This is a genomic window from Pseudomonas sp. FDAARGOS_761 (assembly GCF_013343155.1).
Taxonomy (GTDB): Bacteria; Pseudomonadota; Gammaproteobacteria; order Pseudomonadales; family Pseudomonadaceae; genus Pseudomonas; species Pseudomonas aeruginosa.
In genome coordinates, this window is sequence record NZ_CP054572.1 from 2,406,226 (window position 1) to 2,425,805 (window position 19,580).

A 19,580-nucleotide genomic window follows, 5' to 3' on the forward strand; every position below is an offset into this window, starting at 1 on the left:
GTGAAGTGAATGGGGCGGAGCAGGGAGGCATCCGCCCCATTTTCATGCCCAGGATGAGGAGAGGAAACCGATGAGCGAGCAGAACAACGAGCAGCGCAGCCAGGCGGCCGGCACCGACACCGTCGACCGTGGCAACAGCAACGCCAAGCTGGAACAGCTGGAGGCCTATCGCGAGGACGCCACCGGAGAGGCCCTGAGCACCAATACCGGCACCCGCATCGCCGATAACCAGAACACCCTGAAGGCCGGCGAGCGCGGACCGTCGTTGCTCGAAGACTTCATCATGCGCGAGAAGATCACCCACTTCGACCACGAGCGCATTCCCGAGCGCGTGGTCCACGCTCGTGGCTCGGCGGCGCATGGCTACTTCGAGGCCTACGAGGACCTCAGCGACCTGACCAAGGCCGGCTTCCTCGCCGAGGCGGGCAAGCGTACCCCGGTCTTCGTGCGTTTCTCCACCGTGCAGGGGCCGCGCGGGTCCGCGGATACGGTGCGTGACGTACGCGGCTTCGCCGTGAAGTTCTATACCGACGAAGGCAACTTCGACCTGGTCGGCAACAACATGCCGGTGTTCTTCATCCAGGATGCGATCAAGTTCCCGGACTTCGTCCATGCGGTGAAACCCGAACCGCACAACGAGATTCCCACCGGAGCGTCTGCCCACGACACCTTCTGGGACTTCGTTTCGCTGACCCCGGAGTCGGCGCACATGGTCATGTGGCTGATGTCCGATCGCGCCATTCCGATCGCCTACCGCAACATGCAGGGCTTCGGCGTGCACACCTTCCGCCTGGTCAACGCGGCCGGCGAGAGCGTGCTGGTCAAGTTCCACTGGCGACCGAAGTCCGGGACCTGCTCGCTGGTCTGGGACGAGGCGCAGAAGCTCGCCGGCAAGGACCCCGACTTCAACCGGCGGACCCTCTGGGAGGACATCGAGAAGGGCGACTATCCCGAATGGGAACTGGGCCTGCAGGTGATCCCGGAGAACCAGCAGGACAGCTTCGACTTCGACCTGCTCGACCCCACCAAGCTGGTGCCCGAGGAGTTGGTGCCGGTAAGGGTGGTGGGACGGATGGTACTCAACCGCAACCCCGACAATTTCTTCGCCGAGACCGAACAGGTGGCGTTCCACGTCGGCCACGTGGTCCCCGGAATCGACTTCACCAACGACCCGCTGTTGCAGGGTCGGCTGTTCTCCTATACCGACACCCAACTGCTGCGCCTGAGCGGGCCGAACTTCAACGAAATCCCGATCAACCGCCCGCTGTGTCCGTTCCACAACAACCAGCGCGACGCGCCGCACCGGCAGACCATCAACCGCGGCCGGGCTTCCTATGAACCGAACTCGATCGACGGCGGCTGGCCGAAGGAAACCCCGCCGGCGGCGCGCAACGGCGGCTTCTCCAGCTACCACGAGCCGGTCAGCGGCAGCAAGCTGCGCAAGCGCGCCGACTCCTTCGCCGATCATTTCAGCCAGGCCGCTTTGTTCTGGCACAGCATGAGCGAGGCCGAGCAGGCGCATATCGTCGCCGCCTACAGCTTCGAACTGTCCAAGGTCGAGCGGCAATCGATCCGTGAGCGCGAAGTCAACCAGATACTCCTCAACATCGATCCGCAACTGGCCGCCAGGGTCGCGGCGAACGTCGGTGTGCAGCTCGCCGCGCCGGCCAACCCGGCACCGCAGCCGAAGCCGTCGCCGGCGCTGAGCCAGATGAACCTGCTGTCCGGCGACATCCGTTCGCGCAAGGTGGCGATCCTGATCGCCGACGGCGTCGCCGAGAGCGACGTCAGCGACCTACGCGACGCGCTCCGACAGGAGGGCGCGGACGCCAAGCTGATCGCCCCCAGCGCTTCGCCGGTGCAGGCCGAAAACGGTGCCGAACTGATCCCGGAGGGAACCTGGGACGGCCTGCCGTCGGTAGCCTTCGACGCGGTCTTCGTGCCTGGTGGCGCGGCCAGCAGCCAGGCCATCGGCGCGGACGGACGCGGTCTGCACTACCTGCTGGAAGCCTACAAGCACCTGAAGCCAGTGGCCTTCGCCGGCGATGCCCAGGCGCTGGCCAGCCAGCTTTCGTTGCCTGGCGACCCCGGCGTGGTGCTCGGCGCCACGGCCACCGATGTCTTCCCCGGTCTGCGCCAGGCATTGATGCAGCACCGGATCTGGCAGCGCGAGGCGGCGACCAAGGCGATCCCCGCCTGAGGAGCGCCGCTGGCGAATCCGATCGCACCTTCCCGTCGTCTCGTCGGTCACAGCTGGAAAGGGCGGCTGGCCGAGCGATTCGGCGGGAGGACCCGGATGACCTTGCGTTGCCTGATCGGCGGTTGCGACTGGTGCCGGCAACCGGCGTTGCGACTGGGTGAGGAAACCTTCGACTGCGAGCGCTGCCTGCGTTGCGGTGCCCTGCGCTACAGCGGGATACAACGCCGATGAGCGCCTGGGAGACGCTGTGGAAGATCCTCGGCGAGGAGTTCGCCGATCTCGCCGACTTCGAGCAGACCGCCCGCGCCGCGTTGCGCCTGCTGCTGGCGGCGGCGCTCGGCGCGGTACTCGGCTACGAGCGCGAGCAGAGCGGCAAGGCCGCCGGCCTGCGCACGCACATGCTGGTAACCCTCGGCGCGGCGCTGTTCGTCATGCCGCTGCAATTGCAGGGTGGCGGGGCGGACGCGCTGAGCCGGGTGATCCAGGGCACCGTCGCCGGCATCGGCTTCCTCTGCGCCGGCACCATCCTCAAGGCAGGTCGGGAAAGCCGGGTCAGGGGCCTGACCACCGCGGCGGGACTCTGGGCCAGCACCGCCATAGGCGTCGCGGTCGGACTCGGTCACCAGGGTACCGCGGTACTCGGGACGGTCCTGGCGCTACTGGTGCTGCATGTCCTGGCCTGCCTGAACCGTTCGCCGCCATCTTCCGATAGCCATTGAGGAGAGTTCCGTCATGTTCAAGGACTTCGACGCCTGTACCGCCTGGACCGACGCGATGCAGGAGCGCTGCCAGCCGGTCGGCCTGATCCTCTATCAGCCCAAGCGGCGTGGCGCGGCGGTACGCATGCTGTGGGTAGTGACCCCGGGTTGCAGTTGCCTGAGCGACGCCGAGACCGCCGCCGACAACCTGCTCCAGCGCATCACCGACATCGCCGCCGACGGCCGCGTGCGCTACGCGGACGGCGGCACGCTGTAACCACCAAGAGGAGGAAACCGGCATGGCGCGTGCGATCTGGAAAGGCGCGATCAGCTTCGGCCTGGTGCATATACCGGTGAGCCTGTCGGCGGCGACCTCGTCGCAGGGCATCGATTTCGACTGGCTCGACCAGCGCAGCATGGAGCCGGTCGGCTACAAACGGGTGAACAAGGTCACCGGCAAGGAGATCGAGCGCGAGAACATCGTGAAGGGCGTGGAGTACGAAAAGGGTCGCTACGTGGTGCTGAGCGAGGAAGAAATCCGCGCGGCGCATCCCAAGTCGACCCAGACCATCGAGATCTTCGCTTTCGTCGATAGCCAGGAAATTCCCCTGCAGCACTTCGATACCCCGTACTACCTGGCCCCCGACCGGCGCGGAGGCAAGGTCTACGCGCTGCTCCGGGAGACCCTGGAGCGCACCGGCAAGGTCGCCCTGGCCAACGTCGTCCTGCACACCCGCCAGCACCTGGCGCTCCTGCGGCCTCTAGAGGACGCCCTGGTGCTGATCACTCTGCGCTGGCCGTCGCAGGTGCGCAGCCTGGATGGCCTGGAGCTGGACGAAAGCGTCACCGAGGCGAAACTCGACAAGCGCGAGCTGGAGATGGCCAAGCGCCTGGTGGAGGACATGGCCTCCCACTGGGCGCCGGACGAATACAAGGACAGCTTCAGCGACAAGATCATGAAGCTGGTCGAGGAAAAGGCCGCCAAGGGCCAACTGCACGCGGTGGAGGAAGAGGAGGAGGTGGCCGGCAAGGGCGCCGACATCATCGATCTCACCGACCTGCTCAAGCGCAGCCTGCGTTCCCGCGCCGGCGGCGGCAAGGACAAGGGTAGCGAAAAGGCCGGGGCCGACGCGAAGGGTCGCGCCAAGTCCGGTGCCTCGCGTTCGCGGCGCAAGGCCTGAGGCGAACCGCTGGGTAAATCAACCTGAACCAATCGGTCGCCGGCGGGCTCGGAATCAATGATCGTCCGCGCCGCCGGCCATTCGAGGCCGGCGGAAGCCTCGCGACCCATCGCCGAACCCACGTCCCGGAGGAGCGCGCCTCGATGAGTTCGATTGTCCGCAACAGCGACGATGATCCGCTGGTCATCGCCATCCAGCAGCCCCGTATCGCCATCGAGTCGGTCAGCCCGGTGGTGGAAGAGGGCGCCTATCCCGCGAAGACCGAGAGCGACCGCGACCTGCGCCTGGCCGCGCGAATCTTCACCGATGGCCATGAGGTACTCGGTGCCGAGGTGGTCTGGCGGCGTGTCGGGGAAACCGCGGAGCGGCGCCTGCCGCTACTGCCCGAAGGCAACGATTTCTGGAGCGCGCAGCTGCGCACGCCGCCCTGCGGCCGCCTGTACTTCCGTATCGAAGCCTGGATCGACCGTTTTGCCGGCTACCGCCGCGAACTGCGCGCCAAGCATGGCGCGCGCCTGCCGCTGGACCTGGAGCTGCGCGAGGGCGACGAACTGCTGCAGCGCTGCGCCGAGCGCGGCGGTCCGGAGATCGCCGCCGCCTGTGCGCCGCTGACCGAACGCCTGCAGGCCTGCCAGAGCGTCGAGGAGCGGGTGGCGCTATGGCTGGCGGCGCAGACCGGCGAACTGTTGCGTCTGGTCGGCCCGCGCGAGCACCTGGTGCGCAGCCGCGAATACCCGCTGGAGGTGGAGCGACCGCTGGCGCGCTTCGCCAGTTGGTACGAGCTGTTCCCTCGCTCGGAAAGCGGCGACCCGACACGCCACGGTACCTTCGACGACGTGATCCGGCGCCTGCCGCAGATCGCCGCGATGGGCTTCGACGTTCTCTATTTCCCGCCGATCCACCCCATCGGCCGCACCCATCGCAAGGGCCGCAACAATTCCTTGCGTGCCGAGGCCGGCGACCCCGGCAGCCCGTATGCGATCGGCAGCGAGGAGGGCGGCCACGAGGCGATCCATCCCGAACTGGGCGACCGCGAGGATTTCCGCCGGCTGCTCGTTGCGGTGCGCGAGCACGGCATGGAACTGGCGCTGGACTTCGCCATCCAGTGCTCCCCCGACCACCCCTGGCTGCGCGAGCATCCCGGCTGGTTCGCCTGGCGTCCGGACGGTAGCTTGCGCTACGCGGAGAACCCGCCGAAGAAGTACGAGGACATCGTCAACGTCGACTTCTACGCCGAACAGGCCCTGCCGAGCCTGTGGGAAGCCTTGCGCGACGTGGTGCTGGGCTGGGTCGAGCAGGGCGTGACGCTGTTTCGCGTCGACAACCCGCACACCAAGCCACTGCCGTTCTGGGAGTGGCTGATCGCCGAAGTGCGCGGCCGCCATCCGCAGGTGATCTTCCTTTCCGAGGCGTTCACCCGTCCGGCGATGATGGCGCGCCTGGGCAAGGTCGGCTTCAGCCAGAGCTACACCTATTTCACCTGGCGCAACGACAAGCAGGAACTGGCGGAGTACTTCGCCGAACTCAACCAGCCACCCTGGCGCGACTGCTACCGGCCGAACTTCTTCGTCAACACCCCGGACATCGATCCCTGGTTCCTGCAAAGCTCCGGCCGCCCCGGCTTCCTCATCCGTGCCGCCCTGGCGACCATGGGTTCGGGGCTGTGGGGCATGTACTCCGGCTTCGAGCTGTGCGAGGCGGCGGCCTTGCCGGGCAAGGAGGAGTACCTCGACTCGGAGAAATACCAGTTGCGTCCGCGCGACTACCAGGCGCCGGGCAACATCGTCGCCGAGATCGCCCGGCTCAACCGCATCCGCCGGGAAAACCCGGCATTGCAGACGCACCTCGGGTTCCAGGCCTACAACGCCTGGAACGACCGCATCCTGTATTTCGGCAAGCGCACCGCGGACCTCGCCAACTTCGTCCTGGTGGCGGTCTGCCTGGATCCGCACGAAGCCCAGGAGGCGCATTTCGAACTGCCGCTGTGGGAGTTCGGCCTGCCCGACGACGCCAGCCTCCAGGGCGAGGACCTGATGAACGGGCATCGCTGGGTCTGGCACGGCAAGGTCCAGTGGATGCGCATCGAACCCTGGCACCTGCCGTTCGGCATCTGGCGCGTGCGGCGCGTCGACGCATAAGGAGAAACCCATGGCCAGACGCGAGAAACCGGTCTTTCTCAACGACCCGCAATGGTACAAGGACGCGGTGATCTACCAGGTCCACGTGAAATCCTTCTACGACGCCAACAACGATGGCATCGGCGACTTCGCCGGGCTGATCGAGAAGCTCGACTACATCGCCGACCTCGGCGTGAACACTCTCTGGCTGCTGCCGTTCTACCCGTCGCCACGCCGCGACGACGGCTACGACATCGCCCAGTACCGTGGCGTGCACAGCGACTACGGCAGCCTCGCCGACGCCCGCCGGTTCATCGCCGAGGCCCATCGACGCGGCCTGCGGGTGATCACCGAGCTGGTGATCAACCACACCTCCGACCAGCATCCCTGGTTCATCCGCGCCCGCCACGCGAAGAAGGGGTCGCGCGCCCGCGACTACTACGTCTGGTCGGACAGCGACGAGAAATACCAGGGTACGCGGATCATCTTCATCGACACCGAGCAGTCCAACTGGACCTGGGACCCGGTCGCCCAACAGTACTACTGGCACCGCTTCTATTCCCACCAGCCGGACCTGAACTTCGACAACCCGCAGGTCCTGCGCGAGGTGCTCGGGGTGATGCGCTACTGGCTGGACATGGGCGTCGACGGCCTGCGCCTGGACGCGATTCCCTACCTGATCGAACGCGACGGCACCAGCAGCGAGAACCTGCCGGAGACCCACCAGGTGCTCAAGCGCATCCGCGCCGAGCTGGACGCGCACTATCCCGACCGCATGCTGCTGGCCGAGGCCAACCAGTGGCCGGAAGACACCCGGCCGTACTTCGGCGGCGAGGATGGCGGCGAGGGCGACGAATGCCACATGGCCTTCCACTTCCCGCTGATGCCGCGCATGTACATGGCCATCGCCCAGGAGGATCGCTATCCGATCACCGACATCCTGCGCCAGACCCCGGACATCCCGGCCAATTGCCAATGGGCGATCTTCCTGCGCAACCACGACGAGCTGACCCTGGAGATGGTCACCGACGACGAGCGCGACTATCTCTGGAACCACTATGCCGCCGACCGCCGCGCGCGCCTCAACCTGGGCATCCGCCGGCGCCTGGCGCCGCTGGTGGAGCGTGACCGGCGGCGCATCGAGCTGCTGCACAGCCTGCTGTTGTCGATGCCGGGCACGCCGACCCTGTACTACGGCGACGAGATCGGCATGGGCGACAACATCTACCTCGGCGACCGCGACGGCGTGCGCACGCCGATGCAGTGGTCGGTGGACCGCAACGGCGGCTTCTCCCGCGCCGACCCGGCGAAGCTGGTGCTGCCGCCGATCCTCGACCCGCTGTACGGCTACCAGACGATCAACGTCGAGGCGCAGGCGCGCGACCCGCATTCGCTGCTCAACTGGATGCGCCGCCTGCTCGCCGTGCGCAGCCAGCAGAAGGCCTTCGGCCGCGGCAGCCTGAAGATGCTCGCGCCGAGCAACCGACGGATCCTCGCCTACCTGCGCGAATACGCCGAGGGCGAACGGCAGGACAGCATCCTCTGCGTGGCCAACCTGTCGCGCGCGGCCCAGGCGGTGGAACTGGACCTCGCCAGCCATGCCGGCAAGGTGCCGGTGGAGATGATCGGCGGCATGTCGTTCCCGCCGATCGGCGAGCTGACCTACCTGCTGACCCTGCCGCCCTACGGCTTCTACTGGTTCTACCTGGCCGACGCGACGCAGATGCCGAGCTGGCACGTGGCCGCCGACGAGCGCCTGCCGGAACTGCCGACCCTGGTGGTCAAGCAGCGCCTCGGCGAGCTGCTGCAGGGCGCATCGCGGAACATCCTGGAAGGCGAGACACTGCCGGCCTACCTGCCGAAGCGCCGCTGGTTCGCCGGCGAGAAAGGCCAGCCACGGCTCTGCTACATCGTTCCGCTGGACGAGGCGGAGCCGCGCTGTGCGTTGTGCGAAGTGGAGATCGACGGGCTGCGCTACCAGTTGCCGTTGGGCTTCCTCGACGCCGACCAGCGCGGCGACAGCCTGCCTCAGTTGCTGGCCCTGGCGCGCCTGCGGCGCGGGCGCAAGGTCGGCCTGCTGACCGACGCCGCCAGCCTGCCGCTGTTCGCCCGCAAGGTCCTCGCGCAACTCCGCGCCGAGGCGGTGATCGCCCACGGCGACGGCGAGTTCCAGTTCATCCCGGCGGCGGGACTGGCGGAAATGGACGACATCGCCGACGAAGACGTCCTGCCGTTCTCGGTGGAGCAGTCCAACAGCTCGATCCGCTTCGGCGAGCGCATGGTCCTCAAGGTGCTGCGCAAGATCCTTCCGGGGCTGCACCCGGAAATCGAGGTCGGCGGCTACCTGACCCGCCACGGCTACCCCGGCATCGCCCCGTTGCTCGGCGAGGTACGGCGGGTCGGCGCGGATGGCGAGCCGCACACGCTGATGATCCTGCAGGGCTACCTGAACAACCAGGGCGACGCCTGGAACTGGACCCTGGACAACCTGGAGCGAGCCGTGCGCGACGAGATATCCGCGGCCAGCGAGGCGCTCGAAGGGCAATACGACAGCCTCGCCGAACTGCGCGGCTTCGCCGCCAACCTCGGCGCCCGGCTCGGCGAGATGCACAGCGTACTGGCCGGCGAGTCGGACGATCCGGCCTTCGGCAGCCGCGAGAGCGACGAAGCCAGCGTCCAGGCCTGGGCGCTGCGCATCGCCGAACAGTTGCGCGAAGCCGGCAAACGCCTGAGCGAGCCGCCACGGCCGTTGCAGGGCGAGGCGGCGGAACAGGCGCGGCGCCTGCTGGAACGCCTGCCGGCGCTGCTCGAACGCCTGCCGCTGCTGGCCCGGCAGGCAGCCGGCGGGCTGCTGATCAGGGTTCACGGCGACCTGCACCTGGGCCAGGTGCTGATGGTCCAGGGCGACGCACGCTTCATCGACTTCGAGGGCGAGCCGGCGCGCAGCCTGGAAGAGCGCCGCCAGCGCCACAGTCCGATGAAGGACGTCGGCGGCATGCTGCGCTCGTTCGACTACGCGGCGGCGATGGTCCTGCGCAACGCGCAGAGCACCGATAGCTCGGAACAGGCCGACAGCGCCCGGCGCAAGGTCGCCATGCGCTATCGCAGCGAAGCCCGCGACGCCTTCCTGGTCGGCTACCGCGCCGCCGCAGCGGGCCTCGCGCACGCCTGGCACGGCCGCGAAGGCGAGGGCGCGGCGCTGGCCCTGGCCTGCCTGGAAAAGGCCGCCTACGAACTGCTCTACGAAGCCGACTACCGCCCCGACTGGCTGGAAGTGCCTCTCGCCGGTCTGGCCGAACTCACCGAACACCTCCTGAAGGGCAAGAACCGATGAGCGAACCGATGTCCGAACGCGAACGCTGGCAACTGGAGCTGGACAAGCTGCAGCGCGGCCTGCAGGGCGATCCATTCGCCTTCCTCGGCCCGCAGCGCGACCCCGGCGGCGAAGGCGGCGTGCTGCGCGCCTACCTGCCCGGCGCGCAGCGCGTCGAGCTGCTCGACGAAGACGGCGCGACGCTCGCCGAACTGGAGCAGAGCGACCCCGGCAGCGGCTTGTTCCAGCGCCACCTGGAGCCCCTGCCGCCGCGCTACCGCCTGCGCGTGCACTGGCCGGACGGCGTGCAGGAAAGCGAAGACCCCTATGCCTTCGGGCCGTTGCTCGGCGAACTCGACCTTTACCTGTTCGCCGAAGGCAACCACCGCCAACTGGCCTCCTGCCTGGGCGCGCAACTGACCCGTCACGAAGGCGTGGAGGGCGTGCGCTTCGCGGTCTGGGCGCCGAACGCCGTGCGCGTCTCGGTGGTCGGCGATTTCAACGGCTGGGACGGGCGCCGTCACCCGATGCGACGACGCTATCCATCCGGCGTCTGGGAACTGTTCGTCCCGCGCCTCGGCGAGGGCGAACTGTACAAGTACGAGTTGCAGGGCCACGACGGCCTCCTGCCGCTGAAGGCCGACCCCCTGGCGCTGGCCTGCGAGACGCCGCCCGGAACCGCTTCGAAGACCTGCGCGGCGTTGCGCCACGAGTGGCGCGACCAGGACTGGCTGGCCCGGCGCGCGGAGCGCCAGGGCTATGCGGCACCGCTGTCGATCTATGAAGTCCACGCCGGCTCCTGGCGCCACCGCGACGGCCGGCCGCCGCACTGGTCGGAACTGGCGGAGGAGCTGATTCCCTACGTGCGCCAGCTCGGCTTCACCCATATCGAGCTGATGCCGGTGATGGAACATCCCTTCGGCGGCTCCTGGGGCTACCAGCCGCTCGGGTTGTTCGCCCCCACCGCGCGCTACGGCACGCCGGAGGACTTCGCCGCGTTCGTCGACGCCTGCCACCAGGCCGGCATCGGCGTGATCCTCGACTGGGTGCCGGCGCATTTTCCCACCGACGCCCACGGCCTGGGCCGTTTCGACGGCACGGCGCTGTACGAGTACGAACATCCCTTCGAAGGCTTCCACCAGGACTGGGATACCTACATCTACAACCTTGGCCGCAGCGAGGTGCACGGCTTCATGCTGGCCTCGGCGCTGCACTGGCTGCGCACCTACCACGTCGACGGCCTGCGGGTGGATGCGGTGGCCTCGATGCTCTATCGCGACTATTCGCGCAAGGAAGGCGAATGGCTGCCGAACCGCCATGGCGGCCGGGAGAACCTGGAGGCCATCGACTTCCTCCATCACCTCAACCAGGTGGTCGCCAGCGAAACCCCCGGCGCGCTGGTGATCGCCGAGGAATCCACCGCCTGGCCCGGCGTCAGCCGTCCGGTGGCGGAGGGCGGCCTGGGCTTCAGCCATAAGTGGAACATGGGCTGGATGCACGACAGCCTGGCGTACATCGGCGAAGACCCGCTGCACCGGCGCTATCACCACCACCAGTTGACCTTCGGCCTGCTCTACGCCTTCTCCGAGCATTTCATCCTGCCGATCTCCCACGACGAGGTGGTACATGGCAAGCACTCGCTACTGGACAAGATGCCCGGCGACCGCTGGCAGAAGTTCGCCAACCTGCGCCTGTACCTGAGCTTCATGTGGTCGCACCCGGGCAAGAAGCTGCTGTTCATGGGCTGCGAGTTCGGCCAGTGGCGCGAGTGGAACCACGACGGCGAACTGGACTGGTACCTGCTGCGCTATCCGGAGCATCAGGGCGTACAGGACCTGGTGGCGGCCCTCAACCGGCTGTACCGCGAACTCCCCGCACTGCATGCGCGCGACGGCGAGGCGCTCGGCTTCGAATGGCTGATCGGCGACGACCAGGCGAACAGTGTCTACGCCTGGCTGCGCCACGCGGCCGGCGAGCCATCGCTGCTGGCGGTACACAATTTCACCCCGGTGCCGCGCCAGGGCTATCGGATCGGCGTAGCGCAAGGCGGCGACTGGGACGTGCTGCTCAATAGCGACGCCCAGGCGTTCGCCGGTTCCGGCTCAGGCAGCCAGGGCCGCGTCTCCAGCGAGTCGTGCGGCGCCCATGGCCAGGCGCAGTCGCTGCTGCTCGACCTGCCGCCGCTGGGTACGCTGCTGCTGCGTCCGGCCGGCTGATTCAGGCCTGGCCCTGGCGCAGGCGGCGCTGTTTGCGGCGCAGGCGGATCGCCCGGCGCTCCAACAGCAGGTAGACCACGCAGGCCAGCGCCAGGGGTAGGAGGAAATACAGCACCCGGTAGCCGATCAACGCGGCCAGCAGCACGCCCTGGGACAGGCGCCCCTGGAGCAGGGCGATGAACACCGCTTCGAGCACCCCGAGCCCCGCCGGGATATGGGTGATGACCCCGGCGATGCTGCTGATCAGGAGGATCGCCAGGACGCTCGGGTAATCCACGCCGTGCGGCAGCAGGCTGTACAGCAGCAGCGCCATCAGCGACCAGTTGCTCGCTCCGAGCAGGCCTTGCAGGGCCGCCAGCCGCCAGGAGGGCAGGGTCAGCCGATGCTCGCGCCAGCCCCAGGCGCGGCGTCGGGCGAAACGGCAGGCCAGCAGGTAGCCGGCGGCCAGCGCCAGGAGCAGGGCGCCGATCAGGCGCAGGCCGTCGCTGCCGAGCTTCCAGCCCGGCGGCAAGGCCGGCAGGCCGCAGCTGAACAGGATGCCGGCGAGCAGCAGGTAGCCGAACCAATTGGTCACCAGGCTGAAGGTGAGGATCCGGGTGATGTCGGCGATGCCCAGGCCGAGCCGGCTGTACAGGCGATAGCGCAGCGCCACGGCGCCGACCCAGGAACTCAGGTTGAGGTTGAACGCATTGCACACGAAGGCCACGGTGAAGACCCGCCGCTTGGGCAGCGAGTGGCCGATGTAGTAGCGGCTGAGCAGGTCGAAACTGCTGAACACCGTATAGCCGGCGGCCGCCAGCAGCAGTCCGAGGAACAGGGTCGCGGGGCGATACTCGCCGAGGGCGTGGCGGACTTCCTGCCAGTCGAGATTCTTCACCAGCAGGAACAGCAGCACCGGGACCAGCACGAAGAACGCCAGGGTCAGCAGCCTGCGCAGCCAGCGCCAGTGAGCGCGGCGTGGCGCCGCCGAGGCAGTTGCGTGACCGCCGCCGTTCATGGGTTGCCCCGCTGGCCCTGGCGTTCCTGCCAGCGCCGCGACGGACGCGGCTCCAGCGATTTCAGGCGCGGCAGATGGGCGGGTACCCAACCGGCGATGGCCGGGAAATGCCGGGAAAAGTGGAAGCCGAGGAAGATCAGCGGCGCCCGCCACCAGTAGCCGCGCCTGGCGTGGCGGCGGCTGATGCGCCGGCAGTGGCGGCGCGCCAGCTCGCGCAGGTGCTGGTAGAGCTGGCCGTTGAAGGCGACGTCGTGGATCACCAGGTTGGCCTCCAGGTTCAGCGACAGGCTGAGGGGATCGAGATTGCTCGAACCGATGGTCGACCAGTCGTCGTCGATCACCGCGACCTTGCCGTGCAGCGGACGCTGGCAGTATTCGTGGATACGCACGCCCTCGCGCAGCAGGTAGTCGTAGAGCAGCCGGCTGCACAGGCGCACCAGCGGCATGTCCGGCATGCCCTGTAGTACCAGGTCGACGCGCACGCCGCGGCGCGCCGCATCGCGCAGCTCGCGAAGCAGGCGGTAGCCGGGGAAGAAATAGGCGTTGGCGATCAGCAGGCGCCGCCGCGCCTGGCGGATCGCCTGCAGGTACTCGCGCTCGATGTCGTCGCTGGACTGGTCGTTGTCGCGGATCACCAGGCGCACCCGCGCCGGCTGCCCGGCGCCCGACGGCCGCAACGGCGGGTAGTCGGCGTCCGGTTCGAGCAACGCCAGGCAGGCCTGGCGGATATCGCGCACCACCGGACCCTCGACGCGCACCGCGTAGTCCTGCTTGGCCATGTTGCCGCGACGCACCAGGTGGTCCTCGCCGTAGTTGATGCCGCCGACGAAGGCCTGCTGGCGATCGATCACCACCAGCTTGCGGTGCAACCGGCGAAACAGGTTGGTACGCATGCCGAGCAGGCGCGGGCGCGGGTCGAACAGGTGCACGCGAACCCCGGCGGCGGTCAGCCTGGCCAGGTAGTCCGGGCTGAGCGAGGCGGTGCCGTAGCCGTCCACCGTGACCTGTACCTCGACACCGCGCTCGGCGGCGGCGCTGAGGGCTTCCTGCAACTGCCGGCCGACCTCGTCCTCGAAGATGATGAAGGTTTCCAGGAGGATCTCCCGGCGCGCCTCGGCGATGCACTGGAACAGGCGCGGAAAGTACTCTTCGCCGTTGATCAGCAGTTCTACGCGGTTGCCGTCGCGCCAGGGGAAGTTCATGGCTCCACCTCCACCGCCAGCGGCAGGTGGTCGGACAGGTGCGACCAGGGCCGCCGCGAGAGGATGCGCGGCTGGCGCCCGCGGGCATTGCGCAGGTAGATGCGGTCCAGCGGCAGCACCGGCCAGCGCGCCGGGAAGCTGCGCGCCGGCCGGCCCTGGGCGCCGACGAAGACTTCGCGCAGGCCGCAACCGGCGAGCAGGCGGTCGGCGCGCTGGCGCCAGTCGTTGAAGTCGCCGGCGACCACCACCGGCTCGCGCTCCGGCAGGCCCGCCACCAGCTCGCAGAGCAGTTGCAACTGGCGCTGGCGCTGCGCCTCGCGCAATCCCAGGTGCACGCAGACCGCGTGCAGCGGACGGCCGATGTCGATCACCGCATGCAACAGGCCGCGTTCCTCGTTGCCCGCCACCGAGACGTCGAGGTTGCGGTGGGCGAGGATCGGATGCTTGGAGAGCACGGCATTGCCATGGTGGCCTTCGGGATACACCGCGTTGCGCCCGTAGGCGAACTGCGGCCACATGCTGTCGGCCAGATACTCGTATTGCGGCGCCGGCGGCCAGGACGGCAGGCGCGCGGCGTGCAGGCTATGGGAGCCGAGGACCTCCTGGAGGAACACCAGGTCGGCACCGACGCTGCGCACCGCTTCGCGCAACTCCGGCAGGATGAAGCGCCGATTGAACGGGTTGAAACCCTTGTGGGTGTTCACCGTCAGCACCTGCAGGCGCGGCAGGATCATGCGGCACTCTCCCGCAGGTCATCGGGCAACTGTCCGGGCACCGTGCGCAGGCTGCCGTCGAGTTCCAGCAGCTGCAGGAGGCGCCGGGCGTCGTAAGGTGCGCGCACCTTGACGTCGTTGTCGAAGTAGCAGTACAGGTCGCGCGCCGTCGCCTTCGCCGGTGCGTCCTGGCTGGCCCGGCGCAGGTCGTCGGCCTGGCCGCCGCCGGCCCAGGCGTGGATCCGTGCCTGCCACTGGCCCAGGGCCGCTTCCGAGTAGCCGCTGCGGTACAGCTCCTTGTCGCCATGCAGGCGCAGGTAGAGGAAGTCGGCGCAGACGTCGCCGAGCAGCGGCCACTTGCCGGCGGTATCGGCCACCACCAGGGCCACCCGGTATTCGCGCAGCAGCTCGATGAACGTCGGGTCGACGAAGCTCTCATGGCGGATTTCCACGGCATGCCGCAGGCGCTGCGCCGGATCGCCGTCGAGGTAGCCCTCGCGGTGCAGGCGCGCGGCGCTGTGCCGGGCGAGCTTCTGCGCGGCGGCGCCGTCGCGCGGCAGGCGGGCGAGGAAATCGGCGAACAGCTCGCGGTCGAAGCGCATGCTCGGCGGGAACTGCCAGAGGAACGGGCCGAGGCGCTGGCGCAGGGCGAGGGGGCCGGAGGCGAAGAAGTTCGCCAGCGGCTCGTCGATCTCGCGCAGGCGCCGCACGTGGGTGATGTAACGCGGGGCCTTGACGCTGAAAACGAAGTCCTCGGGGGTGTCCTCGGCCCAGCCGCGGAAGCGCTCGGGCGTCTGCAGGGCGTAGAAGGTGCCGTTGATCTCGATGCTGTTCACCGCCCGCGAGGCGAAGCGCAGTTCGTCCTTCTGGCGCAGCCCCTCGGGATAGAAGTCACCTCTCCAGGGGGCGTAGCGCCAGCCGGAAATGCCGATGCGCAGGCGTGCCGGTGCGCTCATGCATCACCCCCGGGCGCCGCTTTCCGGCGTCGGCCGGCGCGCCAGTTCGTCCACCGCGCGTTCGTCGAGGCGTTCCTCGCTGCCCTCGACCTGGCGCTTCTGCGGCACCAGTTCGACCTTGATCCAGCCGGTCTCGCGGCGGTCGAAGGCTTCGAAGGCCTCGATGGCGTCGCCGATCGGCTTCACCTGGGTGAGGATCTTCGCCGGGTCGATGCGTCCGCTGAGCACATGTTCGAGCAGCAGCGGAATGTACTTGCGGTGGTGGCAGTTGCCCATGCGGATGGTCAGGTTGCGGTTCATCGCCAGGCCGATGGGAAACTGCCGCGAGTCTTCGGCGTAGACGCCGATGATCGACAGGGTGCCGGCCTTGGCCAGGCCCTGCACCGCCCACTCCAGGGCCTGTGCGGGGGCGTTGCCGGGACTCCAGCTGGTGCCCTCCTGGCGCGGCGCCGGGGTGGCGGTGCCATGGCTGTGCTCGGCGTCCACGCCGACGGCGTCGATGGCGCGGTCCACGCCGATCCCGGCGGTCAGCCAGCGCAGGGCCTGGACCGGATCCTCGCGCTCGAAGTCGATCACTTCGGCGCCTTGCTGGCGGGCCATGTGCAGGCGGTCCGGGTGGCGGTCGATGGCGAACACCCGGGCGGCGCCGAGGAGCAACGCGCTGGCGATGGCGAACTGGCCGACCGGACCGCAGCCGAACACGGCGACGGTGTTGCCGGGGGCGATACCGGCCAGTTCGGCGCCGAAGTAACCGGTGGGGAAGATGTCCGACAGGAGTATCGCCTGGTCGTCGCTGATGCTGCTGGGCAGGCGGATCAGGCCGATGTTGGCATAGGGAATCCGCGCTTTCTCGGCTTGCAGCCCATGGAAGCCGCCGTTGGCCCGGGGACCGCCGAAGAACGCGGTGCCGGCCTGGCTGCCGCCGGGGTTGGCGACGTCGCACTGGGCGTAGTAGCCGGCTCGGCAATACACGCAATTGCCGCAGGCGATGGTTGAGGGAATCACCACCCGGTCGCCGACCTGCAGGTTGCGCACTTCGTCGCCGAGCGCCTCGACGATGCCCACGCCCTCATGGCCGAGGATGGTTCCCGGACGCATGCCGCCGACGCTGCCACGGACGAAGTGCAGGTCGGTGCCGCAGATCGCCGAGGCGGTCAGCCGCACGATGGCGTCGGTGGGTTCCTGCAGGCGCGGCTCCGCCACGTCTTCCAGGCGGATGTCGCCGATGTCATGGAATACCACGGCTTTCATGGCGTTCTCCCGGTTGGGGCCCGGCCTCGGCCGGAACGGCAAAGGCGGGCCGGGTGGAAGAAAGGCTCAGTAGTGGGCCTGGGCGACGCCCTGCAGGACGGTGGCGCTGGAGGCCTGGTCGCGGCAGCTGGCGATGTTGCCCAGGGATACCACGCCGACCAGCCGCTTCTCGCGGTTGAGCACCGGCAGGCGGCGCATCTGGATGTCGGCCATGTTGCGGGCCACGTGCTGGACGTCTTCGTCTTCGAAGCAATAGTGGATGTCGCCGCTCATGATGCGGCCCAGCGGGGTATCCCCGGACAGGCCGCCGGCCACCGCGCGGATGGCGATGTCGCGATCGGTGATCATCCCGACCAGGCGGTCGCCTTCGCCGACCAGCAGGGCGCCGCTGTCGATCCTCGCCATGGTGGCGGCCGCCTCGCGGATGCTCTGCTGCGGGTCGGCGACCTGGACGTTGCGGGTCATGATGTCGCTGATCTTCATGCTGTCCTCCTGTGTAGGGTGGATGTGCGGGCGCCGCGTGCGGCACCTACAGGTTCCGACTGGAGGTGCCGGGGGCGGTTCAGCTTTTTTCCCCGCCGTTCATCCTTCCGCTCCGGCGCCCGGCGGTTGTAGCTCGAACAGCAGGAAACTGCGGCCGCCGACCAGGAACTCGCTGGCGAACGGGTAGCGTTCGCCGAGCGGGTCCTCCGGCCGCTGGGTATCCAGCAGGCAGGACCAGCCGCTGCCTTCGGCCACCTCGGGAAGACGGAAGGACACCGCGTCGTGGTAGGCATTGAGGATCAGCAGCAGGGTGGCATCCTCACCGCTGCGCAGGATCCCGGTGGGTTGCGCGCGGCCATCGAGGAGCACGCCGAGACAGCGGGCGTGCTCGTCGTGCCAGTGTTCCTCGGTCATCTCCTCGCCGCCGGGCGCCAGCCAGGTGACGTCCTTGACCCCCAGCGCCTCGTTGTACTCGCCGACCAGGAAGCGCCCCCTGCGCAGGATCGGATAGCGTTGGCGCAGGGCCAGCAGGCGCTGGGTGAAGGCCAGCAGCGAACGGCCCTCGTCGTCCAGCCGCCAGTCGATCCAGCCCAGTTCGTTGTCCTGGCAATAGACATTGTTGTTGCCCTGCTGGGTGCGGCTGAACTCGTCGCCGGCGACCAGCATCGGGGTGCCCTGGGACAGCAGCAGGGTGGACAGCAGGTTGCGCATCTGGCGCAGGCGCAGGGCGCGGATCTCCGGGTCGTCGGTGGGGCCCTCGCAGCCGTGGTTCCAGGACAGGTTGTGGTCGCTGCCGTCGGCGTTGTTCTCGCCGTTGGCCTCGTTGTGCTTGTGATCGTAGGAAACCACGTCGCGCAGGGTGAAACCGTCGTGGGCGGTGACGAAGTTCACCGACGCGTAGGGCCGCCGTCCACGCTGGTCGTAGAGATCGCCGGAGGCGGTTAGGCGTCGCGCCAGTTCCGGCAGCATGCCGTCGTCGCCGCGCCAGTAGGCGCGCACGCAATCGCGGAAACGGTCGTTCCATTCCGCCCAGCCGGGCGGGAAGCCGCCTACCTGGTAGCCGCCGGGGCCGCAATCCCAGGGTTCGGCGATCAGCTTGCACTTGCTCAGCACCGGGTCCTGGCGGCAGGCGACGAGGAAGCCGTGGCGCTCGTCGAAACCGTCCGGATGGCGGCCGAGGATGGTCGCCAGGTCGAAGCGGAAGCCGTCCACGCGCATCTCTGTGGCCCAGTAGCGCAGCGAGTCGGTGACCATCTGCAACACGCAGGGGTGGCTGAGGTCGAGGGTGTTGCCGGTGCCGGAATCGTTGATGTAGTAGCGGCGCTGGTCGGGCATCAGGCGGTAGTACGAGGCGTTGTCGATGCCACGCATGCACAGGGTCGGACCCAGCTCGTTGCCTTCCGCGGTGTGGTTGTAGACCACGTCGAGGATCAGCTCCAGCCCGGCGTCGTGGAGGTGCGCGACCATCTCCTTGAACTCGTTGACCTGGCCGCTGGCGAGGTAGGCCGGGTGCGGGGCGAAGAAGGCGATGCTGTTGTAGCCCCAGTAGTTGCTCATGCCGTTTTCCAGCAGGTGCTTGTCGTCGACGAAGCCGTGGATCGGCAGCAGCTCGACGCTGGTCACCCCGAGCCGGCGGATGTGCGCCAGCAGGTCGGCGTTCATCAGCCCGGCGAAGGTCCCGCGAACCGCCTCCGGGACCTGCGGATGGCGCATGCTGAGCCCGCGCAGGTGGGCTTCGTAGATCACCGTGCGGTCCCAGGGGACGCGTACCGGCGGGCGCTCGGCCCAGGTGAAGGCCGGATCGATGACCTTCGACTTGGGCACGAAGGGCGCGCTGTCGCGCTCGTCGAAGCTGAGGTCGGCGTCGGCCGAGCCGATGGTGTAGCCGAACAACGCCTCGGACCAGCGCAGGCGGCCGACCAACTGCTTGGCGTAGGGATCGAGGAGCAATTTGTTGGGATTGAAGCGGTGGCCGGCATCCGGCTCGTAGGGACCGTGCACCCGGTAGCCGTAGATCTGCCCCGGGTGGGCGTCGGGCAGGTAGCCGTGCCAGATCTCGTCGGTGTACTCGGGCAATTCGATGCGCTCGATCTCCTTTTCCCCGCGCGCGTCGAACAGGCACAGCTCGACCTTGGTCGCGTGGGCCGAGAACAGCGCGAAATTGACGCCGAGGCCGTCCCAGGTGGCGCCAAGGGGGAAGGGGTGCCCTTCGCTGATCCGCGAAGGGGCGGGGCTACGCTTTCTGCTCATGCA

Annotated in this window: 15 protein-coding genes; 8 read left to right on the plus strand and 7 right to left on the minus strand. The window is 68.4% G+C overall.

What is annotated here, in order from left to right; all coding sequences use genetic code 11:
* Positions 1-70: 70 nt before the first annotated feature.
* From katE to glgB, 8 genes are all read left to right on the plus strand, one after another.
* Positions 71-2,200 (plus strand): catalase HPII, encoded by a 2,130-nt coding sequence (gene katE, locus FOC67_RS11330; protein ID WP_003132162.1) that lies wholly within the window; start codon positions 71-73, stop codon positions 2,198-2,200.
* A gap of 96 nt (positions 2,201-2,296) precedes the next feature.
* Positions 2,297-2,431 (plus strand): PSPA7_2676 family Cys-rich small protein, encoded by a 135-nt coding sequence (locus FOC67_RS29720; protein WP_003088917.1) that lies wholly within the window; start codon positions 2,297-2,299, stop codon positions 2,429-2,431.
* The gene (locus FOC67_RS11335) at positions 2,428-2,919 is read left to right on the plus strand and encodes an MgtC/SapB family protein (protein ID WP_003088919.1); all 492 of its coding nucleotides are present in this window, start codon (positions 2,428-2,430) and stop codon (positions 2,917-2,919) included. Before FOC67_RS29720 ends, FOC67_RS11335 begins: the two co-directional genes overlap by 4 nt.
* A gap of 13 nt (positions 2,920-2,932) precedes the next feature.
* On the plus strand, positions 2,933-3,175 hold the full coding sequence (locus FOC67_RS11340; RefSeq protein WP_003088922.1) for a hypothetical protein: 243 nt from the start codon (positions 2,933-2,935) through the stop codon (positions 3,173-3,175).
* Between the two features lie 22 nt (positions 3,176-3,197).
* Positions 3,198-4,079: a Ku protein gene (locus FOC67_RS11345; RefSeq protein WP_003109863.1), complete on the plus strand. Its 882-nt coding sequence runs from the start codon at positions 3,198-3,200 to the stop codon at positions 4,077-4,079.
* Between the two features lie 143 nt (positions 4,080-4,222).
* Positions 4,223-6,217: an alpha-1,4-glucan--maltose-1-phosphate maltosyltransferase gene (locus FOC67_RS11350; protein ID WP_009315709.1), complete on the plus strand. Its 1,995-nt coding sequence runs from the start codon at positions 4,223-4,225 to the stop codon at positions 6,215-6,217.
* Positions 6,218-6,227: 10 nt separating this feature from the next.
* Positions 6,228-9,530 (plus strand): maltose alpha-D-glucosyltransferase, encoded by a 3,303-nt coding sequence (treS, locus tag FOC67_RS11355; protein WP_174707726.1) that lies wholly within the window; start codon positions 6,228-6,230, stop codon positions 9,528-9,530.
* Positions 9,527-11,725: a 1,4-alpha-glucan branching protein GlgB gene (glgB, locus tag FOC67_RS11360; RefSeq protein ID WP_034054069.1), complete on the plus strand. Its 2,199-nt coding sequence runs from the start codon at positions 9,527-9,529 to the stop codon at positions 11,723-11,725. The genes treS and glgB overlap by 4 nt, the downstream gene beginning before the upstream one ends.
* 1 nt (position 11,726) lies before the next feature.
* Here the strand turns inward: glgB and FOC67_RS11365 are convergent, their stop codons facing one another.
* The 7 genes from FOC67_RS11365 to glgX form a co-directional block, all read right to left on the minus strand.
* Entirely contained in the window at positions 11,727-12,722 is a 996-nt protein-coding gene (locus FOC67_RS11365; protein WP_003132150.1) for a lysylphosphatidylglycerol synthase domain-containing protein, read from the minus strand.
* Positions 12,719-13,924 (minus strand): cardiolipin synthase ClsB, encoded by a 1,206-nt coding sequence (clsB, locus tag FOC67_RS11370; protein ID WP_003132149.1) that lies wholly within the window; start codon positions 13,922-13,924, stop codon positions 12,719-12,721. Before clsB ends, FOC67_RS11365 begins: the two co-directional genes overlap by 4 nt.
* Positions 13,921-14,658, minus strand: a complete 738-nt coding sequence (locus tag FOC67_RS11375; protein ID WP_003113649.1) for an endonuclease/exonuclease/phosphatase family protein — start codon at positions 14,656-14,658, stop codon at positions 13,921-13,923. The genes clsB and FOC67_RS11375 overlap by 4 nt, the downstream gene beginning before the upstream one ends.
* A complete protein-coding gene (locus FOC67_RS11380) occupies positions 14,655-15,593 on the minus strand; it encodes a DUF72 domain-containing protein (RefSeq protein WP_003132148.1) in 939 nt (312 codons plus the stop codon). Before FOC67_RS11380 ends, FOC67_RS11375 begins: the two co-directional genes overlap by 4 nt.
* Before the next feature lie 3 nt (positions 15,594-15,596).
* Positions 15,597-16,844: a zinc-dependent alcohol dehydrogenase gene (locus FOC67_RS11385; RefSeq protein WP_003088939.1), complete on the minus strand. Its 1,248-nt coding sequence runs from the start codon at positions 16,842-16,844 to the stop codon at positions 15,597-15,599.
* 66 nt (positions 16,845-16,910) lie between these two features.
* Positions 16,911-17,327 (minus strand): CBS domain-containing protein, encoded by a 417-nt coding sequence (locus FOC67_RS11390; protein WP_003088942.1) that lies wholly within the window; start codon positions 17,325-17,327, stop codon positions 16,911-16,913.
* A 99-nt stretch (positions 17,328-17,426) separates the two neighbouring features.
* Positions 17,427-19,577 (minus strand): glycogen debranching protein GlgX, encoded by a 2,151-nt coding sequence (glgX, locus tag FOC67_RS11395; protein ID WP_003132147.1) that lies wholly within the window; start codon positions 19,575-19,577, stop codon positions 17,427-17,429.
* Positions 19,578-19,580 lie beyond the last annotated feature (3 nt).

Coding starts and splice junctions, on each gene's coding strand:
- clsB (WP_003132149.1), bottom strand. CDS start 13,924: ATGAACTTCCCCTGGCGCGACGGCAACCGCGTAGAACTGCTGATCAAC.
- FOC67_RS11350 (WP_009315709.1), top strand. CDS start 4,223: ATGAGTTCGATTGTCCGCAACAGCGACGATGATCCGCTGGTCATCGCC.
- glgB (WP_034054069.1), top strand. CDS start 9,527: ATGAGCGAACCGATGTCCGAACGCGAACGCTGGCAACTGGAGCTGGAC.
- FOC67_RS11335 (WP_003088919.1), top strand. CDS start 2,428: ATGAGCGCCTGGGAGACGCTGTGGAAGATCCTCGGCGAGGAGTTCGCC.
- treS (WP_174707726.1), top strand. CDS start 6,228: ATGGCCAGACGCGAGAAACCGGTCTTTCTCAACGACCCGCAATGGTAC.
- FOC67_RS11380 (WP_003132148.1), bottom strand. CDS start 15,593: ATGAGCGCACCGGCACGCCTGCGCATCGGCATTTCCGGCTGGCGCTAC.
- FOC67_RS11390 (WP_003088942.1), bottom strand. CDS start 17,327: ATGAAGATCAGCGACATCATGACCCGCAACGTCCAGGTCGCCGACCCG.
- FOC67_RS11340 (WP_003088922.1), top strand. CDS start 2,933: ATGTTCAAGGACTTCGACGCCTGTACCGCCTGGACCGACGCGATGCAG.
- FOC67_RS11365 (WP_003132150.1), bottom strand. CDS start 12,722: ATGAACGGCGGCGGTCACGCAACTGCCTCGGCGGCGCCACGCCGCGCT.
- glgX (WP_003132147.1), bottom strand. CDS start 19,577: ATGAGCAGAAAGCGTAGCCCCGCCCCTTCGCGGATCAGCGAAGGGCAC.
- FOC67_RS11375 (WP_003113649.1), bottom strand. CDS start 14,658: ATGATCCTGCCGCGCCTGCAGGTGCTGACGGTGAACACCCACAAGGGT.
- FOC67_RS11345 (WP_003109863.1), top strand. CDS start 3,198: ATGGCGCGTGCGATCTGGAAAGGCGCGATCAGCTTCGGCCTGGTGCAT.
- FOC67_RS29720 (WP_003088917.1), top strand. CDS start 2,297: ATGACCTTGCGTTGCCTGATCGGCGGTTGCGACTGGTGCCGGCAACCG.
- katE (WP_003132162.1), top strand. CDS start 71: ATGAGCGAGCAGAACAACGAGCAGCGCAGCCAGGCGGCCGGCACCGAC.
- FOC67_RS11385 (WP_003088939.1), bottom strand. CDS start 16,844: ATGAAAGCCGTGGTATTCCATGACATCGGCGACATCCGCCTGGAAGAC.